This window comes from Ideonella sp. (assembly GCF_035254525.1).
GTDB lineage: Bacteria > Pseudomonadota > Gammaproteobacteria > Burkholderiales > Burkholderiaceae_C > Ideonella.
On sequence record NZ_DATFAN010000090.1, the window covers coordinates 1 to 16420 of the forward strand.

The following is a 16420-nucleotide window of genomic DNA, read 5'->3' on the forward strand; positions in this document are numbered from 1 at the left end:
GACCTGGTGGGCAAGGTGGAAGCCGGCATCCCGGAAGACGACCCGCGCAACCCCGCCGTGATCGCCGACAACGTCGGCGACAACGTGGGCGACTGCGCCGGCATGGCCGCCGACCTGTTCGAGACCTACGCCGTCACGCTGATCGCGACGATGGTGCTCGGCGCGCTGCTGGTCACCACGGCCGCCGCGCACGCCGCGCTCTACCCGCTCGCGCTCGGCGGCGTGTCCATCATCGCCTCGGTGATCGGCTGCTTCTTCGTGAAGGCCTCGCCGGGCATGAAGAACGTGATGCCGGCGCTGTACAAGGGCCTGATCGTCGCCGGCGTGCTGTCGCTGATCGCCTTCTACTTCGTGACGAAGGCCATCGTGCCCGATGACGCCCTCGGCGCGGGCACCCAGATGCGGCTGTTCGGCGCCTGCGCGGTGGGCCTGGTGCTGACGGCCGCGATGGTGTGGATCACCGAGTACTACACCGGCACCGACTTCAAGCCGGTGCAGCACGTGGCGCAGGCCTCGACCACCGGCCACGGCACCAACATCATCGCCGGCCTGGGCGTGAGCATGAAGTCCACGGCCTGGCCGGTGATCTTCGTCTGCCTGGCCATCCTGGCGTCCTACCAGCTGGCCGGGCTGTACGGCATTGCGGTGGCCGCCACCTCGATGCTGAGCATGGCCGGCATCGTCGTCGCGCTCGACGCCTACGGCCCGATCACCGACAACGCCGGCGGCATTGCCGAGATGGCCGATCTGCCCGCCAGCGTGCGCGACATCACCGACCCGCTGGACGCCGTGGGCAACACCACCAAGGCCGTCACCAAGGGTTACGCGATCGGCTCGGCCGGCCTGGCTGCGCTCGTGCTGTTCGCCGACTACACCCACGCGCTCGAGGCGCGCGGCATGCACGTGAGCTTCGACCTGTCGAACCACATGGTGATCGTGGGCCTGTTCATCGGCGGCCTGATCCCCTACCTGTTCGGCGCGATGGCGATGGAAGCCGTCGGCCGCGCGGCCGGCTCGGTGGTCGAGGAGGTGCGCCGCCAGTTCCGCGAGATCAAGGGCATCATGGAAGGCACCGGCAAGCCCGAGTACGGCAAGGCGGTCGACATGCTGACCACCGCGGCGATCAAGGAAATGATCATCCCGAGCCTGCTGCCGGTGGTCGTGCCGATCCTGGTCGGCATGTTCCTCGGCCCGGAAGCGCTGGGCGGCCTGCTGATGGGCACGATCGTGACGGGCCTGTTCGTCGCGATCTCGATGTGCACCGGCGGCGGCGCCTGGGACAACGCCAAGAAATACATCGAGGACGGCCACCACGGCGGCAAGGGCAGCGAGGCGCACAAGGCCGCCGTCACCGGCGACACCGTGGGCGACCCCTACAAGGACACCGCCGGCCCGGCCGTGAACCCGCTGATCAAGATTATCAACATCGTGGCCTTGCTGATCGTGCCGCTGCTGCCCATGGCCACGAGCGCCAGCACGGCCAAGGCCAGCGAGCCGGCGGCCGTGACTGCGCCGGCGCCGGCCGCCGCCCCGGCGCTGGACACCGTGGCGCCCGCCCAGCCCGCGTCGGCGGCCAGTGGCGGCTGACGATCCGCAACCCACCTAACCGAAAGGGTCGGCCGATGCCGGCCCTTTCTTGTTTGGGCGTGCGGCGTTGCGGGCCATGCGAAACCCTTTGACGGCCCCATGGCGACTTCGTATCGTTGCGCGCGGCCCTATCGCAAGACACGAGGAGACATTCATGACCACCTTGACCGTGAACGGCAAGCAGATGACGGTGAACGCGGATCCCGCGACACCGCTGCTGTGGGTGCTGCGCGAGGACCTCGCGCTCACCGGCACGAAGTTCGGCTGCGGCATGGCGCTGTGCGGCGCCTGCACGGTGCACCTCGATGGGCAGCCCGTGCGCTCCTGCTCGACGCCCTTGTCGGCCGCGGCAGGCAAGCGGGTGACCACGATCGAGGGCGTCGGCGCCAGCCGCACCGGCAAGGTCGTGCAGGCGGCGTGGGCCGAGGCCGACGTGCCGCAATGCGGCTACTGCCAGTCCGGCCAGATCATGAGCGCCTGCGCCTTGTTGGCCAAGAACAAGGCCCCGAAGGACGCCGAGATCGACGCCGCCATGAGCGGCAACATCTGCCGCTGCGGCACCTACAACCAGATCCGCGAAGCGATCCACGGTGCGGCCGCGACGCTGGCGAAGGGGGCCTGACATCATGAACACCCCCACCCGCCGCGAATTCCTCCAGGCCTCCGGCGCCTCGGCGCTGGTCATCGGCTTCTCGATGCCGGTGGCCACACGGGCGGCCACCGCCGCCGCCGCTCCCTTCGCCCCCAACGCCTACCTGCGCATCACTCCGGACGACCGCGTCACCGTGATCTGCGGCTCGTCCGAGATGGGCCAGGGCGTGTTGACCTCGATCCCGATGCTCGTCGCCGAGGAGCTGGACGCCGACTGGAAGAAGGTCGGCGTCGAGCAGGCACCCGTCGACAAGGCCTACGCCAACCCGATCTTCGGCATGCAGGCCACCGGCGGCTCGACCACCATCCGTGCCCACTGGGAGCCGATGCGCAAGGCCGGCGCCGCGGCGCGCGAAATGCTCGTGGCCGCCGCCGCGGCGCAATGGAAAGTCCCGCCCGGCGAGTGCCGCACCGAAGCCGGCCAGGTCATACACGCGAGCGGCAAGAAGCTGCGCTATGGCCAGCTCGTGGCAGCCGCCTCGGCCATGCCGGTGCCCGAGGCGCCGCAGCTCAAGGACCCGAAGAACTTCCGCATCCTCGGCAAGCCGACCCGCCGGCTGGACAGCCCGGGCAAGATCAACGGCACGGCGAAGTTCGGCATCGACGCCCAGGTGCCTGGCATGCTGGTGGCGGTGATGGCCCGCGCGCCGCAGCCGGGCGCCAAGCCCGCCGCCGTGAACGACGCCAAGGCCAAGGCCGTCAAGGGCGTGCAGCAGGTCATCACCCTGCCGTCGGGCGTGGCGGTGCTGGCCACCGGCTACTGGGCCGCCAAGCAGGGCCGCGATGCGCTCGAGATCACCTGGGATCTGGGTCAGCTCGCGAGCCTGAATTCGGCCGCCGTGTCCGACATGCTGCGCGACGGCGCAAACAACGCCGACGCCATCGCGAAGGACGTGGGCAACCTGAAGGACGCCGCCGCCGGCAGCGCGCAGACCTTCGACGCGATCTACGAAGCGCCCTACCTCGCCCACGCCTGCATGGAGCCGATGAACTGCACGGCCTGGGTGCGCGGCCAGGGCGACGACGCCACGGTCGAGATCTGGGCGGGAACGCAGAGCCAGGGGCCGGCCCAGGGCATTCTCGGCCAGGTGGCGCAGGTCACGCCGGCCAAGGTCAAGGTCAACACGCTGCTGCTGGGCGGTGGCTTCGGCCGGCGTTTCGCCCCCGACTTCGCGATCGACGCCACCCTGCTGTCCAAGATCTCGGGCAAGCCGGTCAAGCTGATCTACGCCCGCGAAGACGACATGGCGGCCGGCTTCTACCGGCCGGCGTCGGTGGCCAAGTTCGAGGCCGGGCTGGACGCCCAGGGCAAGCCGACCTTCCTGCGCATCGACGTCGGCTCGCCGTCGATCATGGCCGCCTCGGGCTTCATGAAGATCCCGCCCAACGGGGTCGACAACTTCGCGCTCGAAGGCATCAACGACAACCCCTACGACGTCGACGCTTCGCGCATCGCCTATGGCCGGGTCGAGCCGGGGCCGCAGGTCTGGTTCTGGCGCTCGGTGGGCCACTCGCAGAACATCTTCTTCATCGAAAGCTTCATCGACGAGATGGCGGCCCGCGCGAAGAAGGACCCGTTCGAGTTCCGCCGTGGCCTGCTGGGCCAGCAGCCGCGCTACAAGGCAGTGCTCGAGGCCGCCGCGCAGAAGGCGGGCTGGGGCCAGCCGCTGCCGGCCGGCGTGCACCGCGGCATTGCCGTGGCGCAGAGCTTCGGCAGCTACGTGGCCGAAGTGGCCGAGGTGTCGGTGGCGCCGGATGGCAAGCCGCGGGTGCACCGGGTGGTGGCGGCCGTCGACTGCGGCCTGACCGCCAACCCGCTGACCATCGCCCGTCAGATCGAGAGCGCGATCGTCTTCGGCCTGTCGGCGGCGCTGTACGGCCGCATCAGCTTCAAGGATGGCCGCGTCGAGCAGGGCAACTTTCACCAGTACCCGGTGCTGCGGATGAACGAGATGCCCAAGGTGGAGGTTCACATCCTGCCCAGCAGCGAGAACCCCGGCGGCATCGGCGAGCCCGGCACCCCGCCGATCGCGCCGGCGGTGACCAACGCGATCTTCGCCGCCACGGGCCAGCGCATCCGCAAGCTGCCGATCGACCCGGCGCAGCTCAAGAAAGCATGACGCTATCCTGGTCGCCGTGCAATTAGCCTGGCTGCACGGCGACACGCCCTTCCCACCCACCTGCCTGGCGCTCGGCCCCGAGACCGACGCGCCGGGCCTGCTGGCCGCCGGCGGCGACCTGAGCCCCGCGCGGCTGGTCGACGCCTACCGCCACGGCATCTTTCCCTGGTACGGCGAAGGCCAGCCGCTGCTGTGGTGGAGCACCGACCCGCGCATGGTGCTGCCGGCAGCCGAGTTCAAGCTCTCGCGCTCGCTGCGCAAGACGCTGCAGCGCTTCCTGTGCACACCGGGCTGTGAGTTCCGCTTCGACGGCGACACGCCCGCGGTCATTGCCGCCTGCGCCGGCGCGCCGCGCGAGGGCCAGGACGGCACCTGGATCGTGCCTGAGATGGTCGCGGCCTACGTCCGGTTGCATCGGCTGGGCATCGTGCACAGCGTGGAGACCTGGGTCGACGGCCAGCTCGTCGGCGGGCTGTACGGCGTCAACCTCGGCCGGATGTTCTACGGCGAGTCGATGTTCGCCCGGCGCACCGATGCCTCCAAGCTGGCGCTGGCCGCGCTCGTGGCCTTCTGCCGGGTCGAGGGCATCGCCCTGATCGACTGCCAGCAGCAGACCCGCCACCTCGCCAGCCTGGGCGCGCGCGCCATCCCGCGCGAGGCCTTCGAGGCCCACCTGCGGGTGGCCGTGGCACAAGCGGCGCCACGGCACTGGGCCTATGATTCAAGCTCCTGGAAGAGTCTGGATCTCAGGCTGGACGAGCCCGCTGCCGATAACCCGCCGTGACCCACCCGAAAGAGCTACCGTTCGCGTCGCTCCAGTTCTACGCGACGGCACCCTACCCGTGCAGCTACCTGCCGGACAGGTTGGCGCGCTCGCAGGTGGCCACCCCCGGCCACCTGATCCACGCCGAGGCCTACTCGGCCCTGGTCGCCTGCGGCTTTCGTCGCAGCGGCATGTTCACCTACCGCCCCTACTGCGACAACTGCCACGCCTGCAAGCCGCTGCGCGTGCCGGTCAACGAATTCCGCGCCTCGCGCAGCCAGCGCCGCGCCTGGGCCGCGCACGCGGGGCTGAAGACGAGGGTGATGCGCCTGGGCTTCGTGCCCGAGCACTATCAGCTGTACCTGCGCTACCAGGCCGGCCGCCATGCCGGCGGGGGCATGGACCACGACAGCGTCGACCAGTACACCCAGTTCCTGCTGCAGACCCGCGTCAACTCCCGCCTGATCGAGTTCCGCGAGCCGCCGGCCGAGGGGGACGAAACCGGACTGGGCCTGCTGCGCATGGTGGCCATCGTCGACATCCTCAGCGACGGACTGTCGGCCGTCTACACCTTCTACGACCCGGACGTGAAGGCCAGCTACGGCACCTATTGCGTGATGTGGCAGATCGAGCAGACCAAGGCGATGAAGCTGCCTTACCTGTACCTCGGCTACTGGATCGCCGAGAGCCCGAAGATGGCCTACAAGGACCAGTTCCGGCCGCACCAGCTGCTGATCGACGGGCATTGGCAGGCCGCGGCCCAGGGGGATTGAGGCTTCCGGGCCATCGGCCTGCGGCCGCCGGCCGTCGGTCGTCAACGCGGTTCAATCCGCCGGATCGACGGCCCATCGCCGCCCGCTGGCGGCTGGCAACGGGCGGCCTAGCATGGCGGCATTCGAGACCAGGAGTTCGCCACCATGACCACCCGCCGCCCCTTCCTGCTGATGATCGCGCCGCTCGTGTCCGTGCTGCTGACGCTGGCCGGCTTTGCAGCGCCCGAGACCGCGCGCGCCGCGACCATCGACATCCAGACCGGCTTGTTCAGCTCGCGCGTGGTCGGCTCGGGCAAGGTGATCGAGGACAAGCGCGCCATCGGCCCGTTCAGCAAGCTGCGCGTCGACAGCGCGATCACCATCAATGCCCGCCCCGCCGCGGCCCCGGGCGTGACGGTGCGGGCCGACGACAACATCGCCCCGCTGATCCTCACCACGGTCGAAGCCGACACGCTCGTGATCAAGATCAAGCCGAACACCGGCATCCGATCGGAGTCGCCGATGATCGTCAACGTCGACTTCACCCAACTGACCCAGGCCGACCTGCGCGGCAGCGGTGACCTGAACGTCGCGGCCCTGAAGGGCGAGCAGTTCGAGCTGTCGCTCGCCGGCTCGGGCGACGTCCGGCTCGACAACGCCGAGCTGGGCAAGCTGAGCGCCCGCCTCGCCGGCTCGGGCGACATCTGGGTCAAGGGCAAGTGCGACGACGCCGGCTACAACCTCGCCGGCTCGGGCGACGTGCACGCGGCCGAGCTGAACGCCAAGCGGGTCAACGTCGACATCGCGGGCTCGGGCGACGTGCGCGTGCATGCGACCGAGGCGCTGGCCGTGCAGATCGCCGGCTCCGGTGACGTCGCCTACAGCGGCAACCCGCCCAAGGTCACCAGCCGCGTCGTCGGCTCCGGCGACCTGCGGCCCGTGAGGTAAGCCACGCTCGCACGCCGGTCGCGTTGTGCCGGCCGCGCTTTCCGGCCATCATCGCTGTCATCCACCCACGCGGGGGCCGCCTTCACCGGGCCGGCCCCCGCCCTCATGGCCGACCCAGCATGACGAACCGCCCCGACCCCAGCCTGCGCCAGCTCGACATCGAGTTGCCTGCCAGCCCCGCCGCCACCCTGCGCCTGACCGAGCTGCTCGCCGACGAGGACACCTCGGTGCCCGAAGTCGCCGACGTGATCGAGGGCGACCTGGCGCTCGCGTCGGCGGTGGTGCGCACCGTCAACTCGGCGATGTTCGGCATCCTGCGCCGGGTCGAGACCGTCGCCGAGGCGGTGCTCTACCTCGGCATGCGCGAAGTCGCCGCCATCACGCTGGAGCTGGGCCTGCGCACCCGCTTCCCGCCCTCGCCGGCGATGACGAAGATCTGGGACGCCGCTCGCCTGCGCGGCCTGCTGATGGGGCGCACCGCGGTGGCGCTCGGCCTGCACGCCTGGCGTGCCCAGTCGGCCGGGCTGTTCGCCGAGAGCGGCCAGGCCGTGCTGTGCCTGCACGCACCGGACACCTATCCCGCCATGCTCGCCCGCCATGCGGTCGCCGCGGATTTCAGTGGCCTGCTTGCCGAGGAGACGGCCGCCTACGGCGTCAGCCACGAGCTGCTCGGCGCCTCGCTGTGCCGCGCCTGGGGCCTGGCCGGCGACGTGGCCGACTATGTGCGCGAGCGGCCCCACGATGCCAGCCGCTGGTCGCAACGGCCGCAGCCGGTGCGCGCCCTGCTGGTGCTGGGCGCCGTCGCCGATGCCCTGATCGCCGGCCGCGACGCCGCCGCGGTGGCGCAGCAGGTGGCCCCCGCCGCGGACCTCGACGCCGCCGAGTTGGCCCGCGCCGCGACGCAGCACTGGCAGCGCATCAACGACGCCAGCAACGCCGACGACTGAGCGCGGGTTGCCGCTGCCACGCGGTCCGGGCCGCGACATCCTCCAGGCTGGGGAAGGTCGCCGCCGCGGCGAATGGCACAGTGGCTTCGAGGCCTGCCGCCACCCGCGCGCACGGCCCGAGGCATGAAGCTCCGGCTAGCGACCTACAACTGCGAGAACCTGTTCAGCCGCGCCCGGGTGCTGCGACTGGCCGACGCCACCCGCCGGGCCGAGTTGATGGCCGAGGCACGCACTTGGCAGGCCTGGCTGGCCCGGCAAGCCAGGACAGGTTCGCGGCCCGCGGCGAGCCGCCCCGGCCATGATGCCGCCGCGCTGGCGCGCTATCTCGAGTTGCCTGCGCCCGGCGCACTGCCGGGCGAGTTGCGCTTTCGCCGCTCACGCATCGGCACAGCGCACTGCGAGGCCAAGGCGCGTGTGCTGCGCGCCGTCGACGCCGATGTCCAGTGCCTGGTCGAAGTGGAGGACCGCGCCTCGCTGGCCGCTTTCAACCGCCGGTTGTTACGCGGCCGCTACCCCTACCACCTGCTGCTCGAAGGCAACGACGCGCGCGCCGGCCACCTCGGCGTCTTGAGCCGCCTGCCGCTGGCCGCGCTGCGCAGCCACTGCTTCGACCGTGACGCCGCGGGCCCGATCTTCAGCCGCGATTGCCTTGAACTCGAGCTGGCCTTGCCCGACGACCGCACCCTGCACCTGCTGTTGAACCACTTCGACGGCCCCGACGACGGCCCGGCCGACGATGCGCGCCGGCGCCGCCAGGCCGCCGCCGTGGCCCGCATCGTGGCCGAGCGCCACGACCTGTCGCGCGAGCTCGTGGCCGTGCTCGGCGACTTCAACGATTCGCCGCAACGCGGCCCGCAATGCCTGGCCCCGCTGCTGCACCTGCCCAGGCTGAGCGACGTGCTCGCGCTGCAGTTCCCCATCCCAGACGACCGCTGGACCGGCCACCGCCGCCGCAATGAGCAGATGGACTACATCCTCGTGTCCGACGCGCTGCGGGCGGCCTTCCGCCAGGCCGGCGCCGAACGGCGCGGCATGCCCGACCTGGCACGCAACTCGATCGATCGCGAGCAGCCCTTCGACGGCGCGCGGCGCCGGGCCGATGCCGCCTCGGCCCGCGCCGCCGTCTGGGCGGATTTCGAGCTCTAAAGGCCGGGCCCCTCAAGCAAACAAAGGGCCGCTCCCGAGGTCCTTGACCCCCTCGGGAGGCGGATACGTCGAAGGCGTTTCCTGGGGGCGTTCAGAACTTCAGCACCTCGATGCGGTTCTTCTGCAGCGCGTAGCCCAGCTGCCGCGGCGTGACGCGCAGCAGCCGTGCCGCCTTGGCCTGCACCCAGCCGCACTGCTCCATCGCCCAGATCAGGCGCTCGCGCTCGCCTTGCGGCGGCGGCTCGCCCGCATCGGCCTTGCCCGGTGGCGGTGGCAGATGGCGGGTCGGCCCGATGCGCAACACGTCGTCGTCATCGTCGCCATCGTCGTCCAGGTCGTCACCCGCATGGGCCGGCGTGCGCGGCGCCGGCGCCGGCAGCGGCTTCGCGCCAGCCACGGCAGCGACAGCATCGGCTTTGTCGAGGAAGTGCAGCGTCTGGGTCAAGCAGCGGTTCTGCTTGCACGGGAAAGCGAGGTCGCGGATCGTGTCGTCCTGCACCATCGTGGCGGTGCGCTCGATGCAGTTTTCGAGCTCGCGCACGTTGCCGGGCCAGTAGCAGCTGGTCAGCACCTTCATCGCCTCGGGCGTCACCTTCAGCGAGCGGCGGTTTTCCTTGTTGTAGCGGTCGAGGAAGTGCGCCACCAGCGGCGGGATGTCGGCGCGCCGCTCGCGCAGCGGCGGCAGGAAGATCGACACCACGTTGATGCGGTAGTACAGATCGGCGCGGTACTCGCCGCGCTGCACCATCTTCTCCAGATCACGGTTGGTGGCGCAGATCAGGCGCACGTCGACCTTCACCGGCTTGCTGCCGCCCACGCGCTCGAACTCGCGCTCCTGCAGCACGCGCAACAGCTTGGCCTGGAAGGCCGGGGAGATGTCGCCGATCTCGTCGAGGAACAGCGTGCCGCCGTGGGCCAGCTCGAAGCGGCCCTTGCGGTCGCCCGTGGCGCCGGTGAAGGCGCCGCGTTCGTGGCCGAAGAGTTCGCTTTCGAGCAGCGTCTCGGTCAGCGCCGCGCAGTTCACCTTGATGAACGGCGCCTCCTTGCGCGTCGACAGGAAGTGAATCGCGCGGGCGATCGCCTCCTTGCCGGTGCCGCTTTCACCGCGCAGGAGCACGGTGGCCCGCGATGGTGCGGCCTGGTGCACCTCGACGAACACCTGCTGCATCGGGCGGGACTCGCCGACCACGTTGTCCAGCGCATAGCGGCCACGCGGAACGCGCTTGAGCGCCTTTTGCAGCCGCGTGGTCTCGAGCTGCAGGCGCTGGTGTTCGTCGCTGACGGCGCGGTGCAATTGCGCAGCCTGCGCCATCAGCGAGGCCACCATCGTCAGGATGCGCTGGTCGTCGGACAGCCGCGCCCCGCCCTTCACCTCACGTTGCGCCGCCAGCACGCCGACGACCGCCTTGTCGGTCTTCAGGGGCACGACGACGAAGGCCATCATGTGGCCCTCTTGCGGGCTGAAGGCGCCGGTGCGGTCGATGAACTCGCTGGCGTGGCCGACATCGGGCACGACCACCGGCATGCCCGAGGCGTAGACATGGCCGATCACGCCCTCGCCCACGCGCCAGGTGCCGCGCTGCTCCTGCGCGCGGGCCAGGCCCACCGAGCTGTGCACCTTCAGCAGGCCCTCTTCCGCATCGGCGAGCACGATCATGGCGCGCGGCAGCTCCATGTGCGCGGTGAGCACGTTCAGCGCGGTGCGGAAGGTGCGCGAGATATCCAGCGATGCACCGAGGATGCGGCAGATCTCGTAGACGGTGATCAGCTCCACATGAGAGCGCTGGTCACCCCGGGTTCGGTTCAGCATCGTGCACCTCCTTGGGCATCGGCCGCGGGGACGGGCAACTCGCCGCAAGAAACGAGCCGATCGGCCCCATCGCCTGGCCCTTGCGGTGGCTCAAACACGCCGACATCGCCACCGCTTGATGCAGATCAACCGAACTTGAACAAGATGCCGTGGCCGCCGCGCGGGTAGGCCCAGGCGACGTTGGTGTGCTCGGTGCAGATCACGCGGCAGCTCCCGCATTCGAGGCAGCCGTCGGTGATCAGCGTCACCGCGCCGTTGCCCTCGGCCTTGTAGCAGGAGGCGGGGCAGACATAGGTGCAGGCTTGCGAACGGCAATCGTTCTTGCAAACGTCCGCATCCTTGATCCGGATGTGCGGCCGGCCGTGGTCGACCTTGTAGCGGTTCTGGAAGAGCTTGTCTTCGACATTGACTATTTGCACGGGACCTCCTCAGCGCCCATCGCAGGCGCACAGCACAACCAAGCGGACGCCGCGGGACCGGCTTTGCCGGCCCGCCAGCGGCGCCCCCTTGAGGGGGAGCGGCGAAGCCGCTACGGGGGTGGGCGACATTACCGGAAAGCCCTCCAGAGTTTGAACGCATCACCGACCAGCCCGCGCCAGCGACGCTCGGCCTTGAAGCTGCCCAGGATCTGGCGCTCCTTGGTCTTCTTGTCGACACCGTCGACGGTGAACAGGGTTTTCGCGGCGCGGCTGACCAGCGCCGGGTAGGTGGTGAAGAACTGCCGGCTCGTGTGCAGCACCTGCGGCAGGTCGCGGTACTTGTGCAGGTCCTTCATCACGAAGCTCTCGTCCAGACGCTGCTTGTAGGCCCGCAGCGTCTTCGCGCTGAGCTCCTGCCCGGCGGCCTTGGCGGCGATCACCGTCTCGGCGGCCAAGCGGCCCGTGGTCATCGCCAGGTTGCTGCCCTCGCGGTGCGCGGCGTTGACGAAGCCACCCGAGTCGCCCACGATCATCCAGCCCTCGCCATAAACCTGCGGCACGGCGTGGAAGCCGCCCTCGGGGATCAGGTGGGCGCAGTACTCCTTCATCTCGCCGCCCTCGATCAGCGGCGCGATGCTCGGGTGCTTCTTCAGCTTTTCCAGCAGCGCGTAGGGCGCCGTCCGGTTCGGGTTGGACTTGAAGTCGCTGAGCATGCAGCCCACGCCGATGGTCAGCGAATCCTTGTTGGTGTAGAGGAAGCCCGTGCCGACCATGCCCTCGGTGACCGTGCCCATCATCTCGATGACCACGCCCTCGTCTTCCTTGATGTTGAAGCGCGCCTGGATCGTCTCTTCCGGCATGAAGAGAATCTCCTTGACCGCCAGGGCGACGTTCTCGCCCTTCAGTTCGCCGTGGAAGCCGGCCTGGCGCGCCAGCGTGGAGTTCACGCCGTCGGCCAGGATCACCACGTCCGCGTAGACCTCGCCACCCTTGCGGTCGCAGCGCACGCCGATGCAGCGCTTGCCGTCCATCAGCAGCTCTTCCACCGTGGTCTCGCAGATCAGCAGCGCACCGGCCTCGCGCACCTTGGACGAGAACCACTTGTCGAACTGCGCGCGGATGATGGTGTAGCGGTTGTACGGCGGCTTGTTGTAGTCGTCGCTGCGGTAGTGCGTGCCGACGAAGCTGTTGTCGTCCAGCACCCAGACGCGCTGCTCGATGATGTGGCGCTCCAGCGGCGCGTCGTCCCGGAAATCGGGAATCACCCGCTCCAGCGCATCCGAGTAGAGGATGGCGCCCTGCACGTTCTTCGAGCCCGGGTACTCGCCGCGCTCGATCTGCAGCACCTTCAGGCCGGCCTTGGCCATCGTGTAGGCGGCCGTGTTGCCCGAGGGGCCCGCGCCGACGACGATCGCATCGAACTTTTCTGTTGCCATTCGTGTACTCCTTCAGGCGACCTTGCGGATGCGCTTGTCCAAATGGGTGCGGAAGGTCTGCGTCAGCACCGGCAGCACCTGCATCGCGTTGCCGACGATGCCGTGGTGGGCGAACTCGAAGATCGGCGCGTTCGGGTCGGTGTTGATCGCGACGATCACGTCCGAGCCCTCCATGCCCACGCGGTGCTGGATGGCGCCCGAGATGCCGGCGGCGATGTAGAGCTTGGGCCGCACCGTCTTGCCGGTCTGCCCGACCTGGCGCTCGGCTTCGGCCCAGCCGCTTTGCACCACCGCCCGGGTGGCACCCACCTCGGCGCCGAGCACGCGGGCCAGATCCCACACCAGCTTGAAGTTGTCGGCGTTCTTCAGGCCCTTGCCGCCGCTGATGACGATGTCGGCATAGGCCAGGTTCACCGTGTTGCGGTTCGCATCGGGGATGAATTCGAGCAGCTTGGTGACGATGTCGGTCTCGATCATGCCCAGCGGCATCTCGACCACGTCGCCGCTGCGCGTGTCGTCGCGCCGCGGCATGCTCATCACCCGCGGCCGCACGGTGGCCATCTGCGGCCGGTAGGCCAGGGTCATGATGGTGCACAGCAGCGAGCCGCCGAAGGTGGGCCGCGTGGCGGCGAGCGCGCGGCCGTCGATGTTCAGCTCGGTGCAGTCTGCCGTCAGGCCGGTGCCCAGCGTGGTGGCCACCGAGCCGGCCAGGTCGCGGCCCATCGTGGTGGCGCCCAGCAGCATGATCTCGGGCTGGTGGGTGTTCACGAGATCGGTCAGGCCCTTGGTGAAGGGCTCGTTGCGGTAGCCCTTGAGCACCGGGTCGCGCATCAGGTAGCAGCGGTCGGCGCCGTAGGTGTAGGCCTCTTTCGCGAAGGCGTCCAGCGGCTCGTCGGGCCCGCCCAGCAGAACGCCGGCCACGCCGACCTGCAGCTTGTCGGCCAGCTTGCGGGCCTCGCCCATCAGCTCCCAGCTCACCGGGTGCACATGGCCGCGGTCGTGCTCGATGAAGACCCAGACGCCCTTGTAGGCCTTCAGGTGCTCGGGCAACTCGGTGTTGCGGCCCGCACGGCCGGCGGCGCGCGGAGCGGCGGGTTTGACAGCGTCGTTCATCTTGCGGGCTCCTTCAGGCGCTCAGCCGTTCCACGGTCTCTTCTTCCAGCGTGGGATGCGTGGTGAAGATCTTCTGCAGCAGGTTCAGGCAGACGTCCTGCACGTTGCTGTCGGCCACCACCTGCACATCGGCCTTCTCGGTGCGCGGCGTCGGGCCGAAGACCTTGCTGACGACGGTGGGCGAGCCCTTCAGGCCGATCTTGGTCACGTCCTCGATGCCGGCGTCGTCCTTGTTCCACTTGCGCACCGCGAAGCGGCCGGCGCGCAGCATGTCGTCCATGCTGGCGAAGCGCATCTCGTTCGTGCCTTCGAGCATCGTGATCAGCGAGGGCAGCGTGGTGTCCAGCAACTGCACCCCGCCCTCGGCGCGGCGCTCGACCTTGAGCCGCCGGGCGTCGAGATCGACCTCGACGATGCGGCTCACATAGGTCAGCAGGTTCATCCCCAGGCGCTTGGCCACGCCGGGGCCGACCTGGGCCGTGTCGCCGTCGATCGTCTGCTTGCCGGTGAACACCAGATCGACCGCCTGCTCCTGGCCGATCTTGCGGATCGCCGCGGCCAGCGCGTAGGAGGTGGCCAGCGTGTCGGCGCCCGCAAAAGCGCGGTCGGTGACCAGCACCGCGTCGGTCGCGCCGAAGCTGATGCATTTGCGCAGCGCTTCTTCGGCCTGCGGCGGGCCCATGCACAGCACGGTGACGCGGCCGCCGAACTGGTCCTTGAGCCTCAGGGCCTCTTCCAGCGCGAACAGATCGTAGGGGTTCGGAATAGCCGGTACGCCCTGGCGCATGATGGTGTTGGTGACCGGATGGACGCGGATCTGCGCCGAATCCGGCACCTGCTTGATGCAGACGACGATGTGCATGGAATGCTCTCGGTTGTGGCTCGGCAATCAGGCCGCGCGGCGGCCCGCCAGGCTGTCGCGCAGCGAGGCCAGCTTCACGTGCTGCGTGCCGTTGGCGTCCTGGAAGACCTTGAAGACCTTTTCTTTCGCCGGCGTGGATTGCACGAAATCCTGGTAGGCCTGGGCCAGCATTTCGCGGTAGCGGCGGAACAGCTCCACCTCCTCCAACCCGGCCAGCCCTTCGCTCTTGTGCAGGTACTGGTAGAAGCGCTTGAGGATGTGCAGGCGGTTCACCTGCACCACGGGCTCGTCGTACGCCACGCCGAAGAAGACGAGGAAGTCTTCGGCACTGGACAAGGCCTTCAGGCGGTCGGTCAGGCTGTTCATCGGCAGGTCTCCTTTCGGTTCAGGCGCGGGCGGCCGTGGCGGTGTGCGGCAGGGCTTCGAGGTAGAAGCGGATCAGCTCGTCGTCGGTGGGCTCGCGCTTGGTCGCGGCCACGTGCTCGCGGATGCACTCGAGCAGCGCCTGCGCCTGGTCGCCGCTCAAGTGCATACCCAGCCGGGCATAGGCATGGCGCACGCCGTGCGAGCCCGAGTGCTTGCCCAGCACCAGCCGGTGCGCGCGGCCCAGCTCCTCGGGCTGGAAGGCCTCGTAGTTGCCGCGGTCCTTCAGCAGCCCGTCGACGTGGATGCCCGATTCATGCGTGAACACCGCATCGCCGACGATGCTCTTGCCCGCCGCCACCGGCCGGCCCGAGGCGCGGGCCACCAGCTGCGAGATGCGCGGCAGCGCGGTCGTGTCCAGGCCGCAGTCGATCGCGTAGAGGTGCCGCGCCGCCATCACCACCTCTTCCAGCGCCGCGTTGCCGGCGCGCTCGCCCAGGCCGTTCACCGTGGTGCTGGCGTGCGTGGCGCCGGCCAGCACGGCAGCCAGCGTGTTCGCCGTGGCCAGACCGAGGTCGTTGTGGGCATGCATCTCGATGCCGATGTCGACCTCGCGACGCAGCGCGGCGATGCGGCCGTGCGTGCTGAACGGCTCCAGCAGGCCCAGCGTGTCGGCATAGCGCACGCGCACGGCGCCGTGCACCTGCGCCATCTGCGCGGCGCGGGCCAGGAAGCCGGCGTCGGCGCGCGAGGCATCTTCGAAACCGACGCTGACGGTGGCGCCGGCATCGGCCGCGCGGTCGACGAAGCGGCGGATCGTCTCCAGCACCCACGCCCGGCTCTTGCCCAGCTTGCGCTCGATCTGCACGTCCGACACGCTGATCGACAGGTGCACGATGTCGGCGTGGCAGCGCAGCGCCGCGGCGAGGTCGCCATCGGCCATGCGGGCCCAGACCATCGTGCTGGCATGCTTCACCGAGCCGGTGATGGCGCGGATCAGCTCGACCTCGCGCGGGCCCATCGCCGGAATGCCGACCTCCATCTCCGGCACGCCGGCATCGTCCAGCGCTTGCGCGATGGCCAGCTTCTCGTCAGCGGTGAAGGCCACGCCGGCGGTCTGTTCGCCATCACGCAGCGTGGTGTCGTTGATCGTGAGAAGCCGGGTGTGCGCTGAGCGATCCATGGTGCCGTTCCGCCTTGTTGGAGGGGTACTTCGCAAGCGGTGTGCCACCCGGCCGAGATGACCTAAGTGGTTGATTTCATGGCACTTTGAGGCGCTTGACGCATGCGACCGACGGCTGTGGTCTTTGTCGCAATGCCGACATCGGCCGGGGTGGGAGGCACGCCACACACGTTGCCTGCAGGGCGGTGGTGGTGCCCCCGGGCGCAGGCCCCATTCGCGGTAGCCTCCCATGCATCCAGGGCACCACCGTGTTGATGCGGCTGTCCGTGCCTCGCCTCGAGCGTGCCCCGCGTGGTGGGCCGGAGAACGGGGGCGCCGCC

Annotated in this window: 15 protein-coding genes; 8 read left to right on the forward strand and 7 right to left on the reverse strand. The window is 69.5% G+C overall.

Going from position 1 to position 16420, the window contains the following annotated elements:
- The 8 genes from VJ693_RS08535 to VJ693_RS08570 form a co-directional block, all read left to right on the forward strand.
- Nucleotides 1-1587: sodium-translocating pyrophosphatase (locus VJ693_RS08535; protein ID WP_324153268.1), on the forward strand; the 1587-nt coding region annotated here is incomplete at its 5' end.
- A 154-nt stretch (nt 1588-1741) separates the two neighbouring features.
- Nucleotides 1742-2209: a (2Fe-2S)-binding protein gene (locus VJ693_RS08540; RefSeq protein WP_324153270.1), complete on the forward strand. Its 468-nt coding sequence runs from the start codon at nt 1742-1744 to the stop codon at nt 2207-2209.
- A gap of 4 nt (nt 2210-2213) precedes the next feature.
- Complete coding sequence (locus tag VJ693_RS08545; RefSeq protein WP_324153272.1) at nt 2214-4358, forward strand: xanthine dehydrogenase family protein molybdopterin-binding subunit; 2145 nt, start codon at nt 2214-2216, stop codon at nt 4356-4358.
- Between the two features lie 7 nt (nt 4359-4365).
- Nucleotides 4366-5142 carry a leucyl/phenylalanyl-tRNA--protein transferase gene (gene aat, locus VJ693_RS08550; RefSeq protein ID WP_324153293.1) on the forward strand — a complete coding sequence of 259 codons (777 nt, stop codon included), beginning with the start codon at nt 4366-4368 and terminating at the stop codon, nt 5140-5142.
- Nucleotides 5139-5894, forward strand: a complete 756-nt coding sequence (locus VJ693_RS08555) for an arginyltransferase (RefSeq protein WP_324153274.1) — start codon at nt 5139-5141, stop codon at nt 5892-5894. Before aat ends, VJ693_RS08555 begins: the two co-directional genes overlap by 4 nt.
- A gap of 144 nt (nt 5895-6038) precedes the next feature.
- Nucleotides 6039-6821, forward strand: a complete 783-nt coding sequence (locus tag VJ693_RS08560) for a head GIN domain-containing protein (RefSeq protein WP_324153276.1) — start codon at nt 6039-6041, stop codon at nt 6819-6821.
- A 119-nt stretch (nt 6822-6940) separates the two neighbouring features.
- The gene (locus VJ693_RS08565) at nt 6941-7768 is read left to right on the forward strand and encodes an HDOD domain-containing protein (RefSeq protein ID WP_324153278.1); all 828 of its coding nucleotides are present in this window, start codon (nt 6941-6943) and stop codon (nt 7766-7768) included.
- A gap of 123 nt (nt 7769-7891) precedes the next feature.
- Nucleotides 7892-8914, forward strand: coding sequence for an endonuclease/exonuclease/phosphatase family protein (locus tag VJ693_RS08570; RefSeq protein ID WP_324153279.1), 1023 nt, complete (start codon nt 7892-7894; stop codon nt 8912-8914).
- Nucleotides 8915-9005: 91 nt separating this feature from the next.
- Here the strand turns inward: VJ693_RS08570 and nifA are convergent, their stop codons facing one another.
- The 7 genes from nifA to nifV form a co-directional block, all read right to left on the reverse strand.
- A complete protein-coding gene (nifA, locus tag VJ693_RS08575; protein ID WP_324153281.1) occupies nt 9006-10724 on the reverse strand; it encodes a nif-specific transcriptional activator NifA in 1719 nt (572 codons plus the stop codon).
- Between the two features lie 125 nt (nt 10725-10849).
- Nucleotides 10850-11143 carry a ferredoxin family protein gene (locus VJ693_RS08580; RefSeq protein ID WP_324153282.1) on the reverse strand — a complete coding sequence of 98 codons (294 nt, stop codon included), beginning with the start codon at nt 11141-11143 and terminating at the stop codon, nt 10850-10852.
- Between the two features lie 128 nt (nt 11144-11271).
- Nucleotides 11272-12579: an FAD-dependent oxidoreductase gene (locus VJ693_RS08585; protein WP_324153284.1), complete on the reverse strand. Its 1308-nt coding sequence runs from the start codon at nt 12577-12579 to the stop codon at nt 11272-11274.
- A gap of 12 nt (nt 12580-12591) precedes the next feature.
- Entirely contained in the window at nt 12592-13692 is a 1101-nt protein-coding gene (locus VJ693_RS08590; RefSeq protein ID WP_324153286.1) for an electron transfer flavoprotein subunit alpha/FixB family protein, read from the reverse strand.
- Nucleotides 13693-13705: 13 nt separating this feature from the next.
- Complete coding sequence (locus VJ693_RS08595) at nt 13706-14554, reverse strand: electron transfer flavoprotein subunit beta/FixA family protein (RefSeq protein ID WP_324153287.1); 849 nt, start codon at nt 14552-14554, stop codon at nt 13706-13708.
- Between the two features lie 27 nt (nt 14555-14581).
- Entirely contained in the window at nt 14582-14920 is a 339-nt protein-coding gene (nifW, locus tag VJ693_RS08600) for a nitrogenase stabilizing/protective protein NifW (RefSeq protein ID WP_324153289.1), read from the reverse strand.
- Nucleotides 14921-14939: 19 nt separating this feature from the next.
- Entirely contained in the window at nt 14940-16100 is a 1161-nt protein-coding gene (nifV, locus tag VJ693_RS08605; protein WP_324153291.1) for a homocitrate synthase, read from the reverse strand.
- Nucleotides 16101-16420 lie beyond the last annotated feature (320 nt).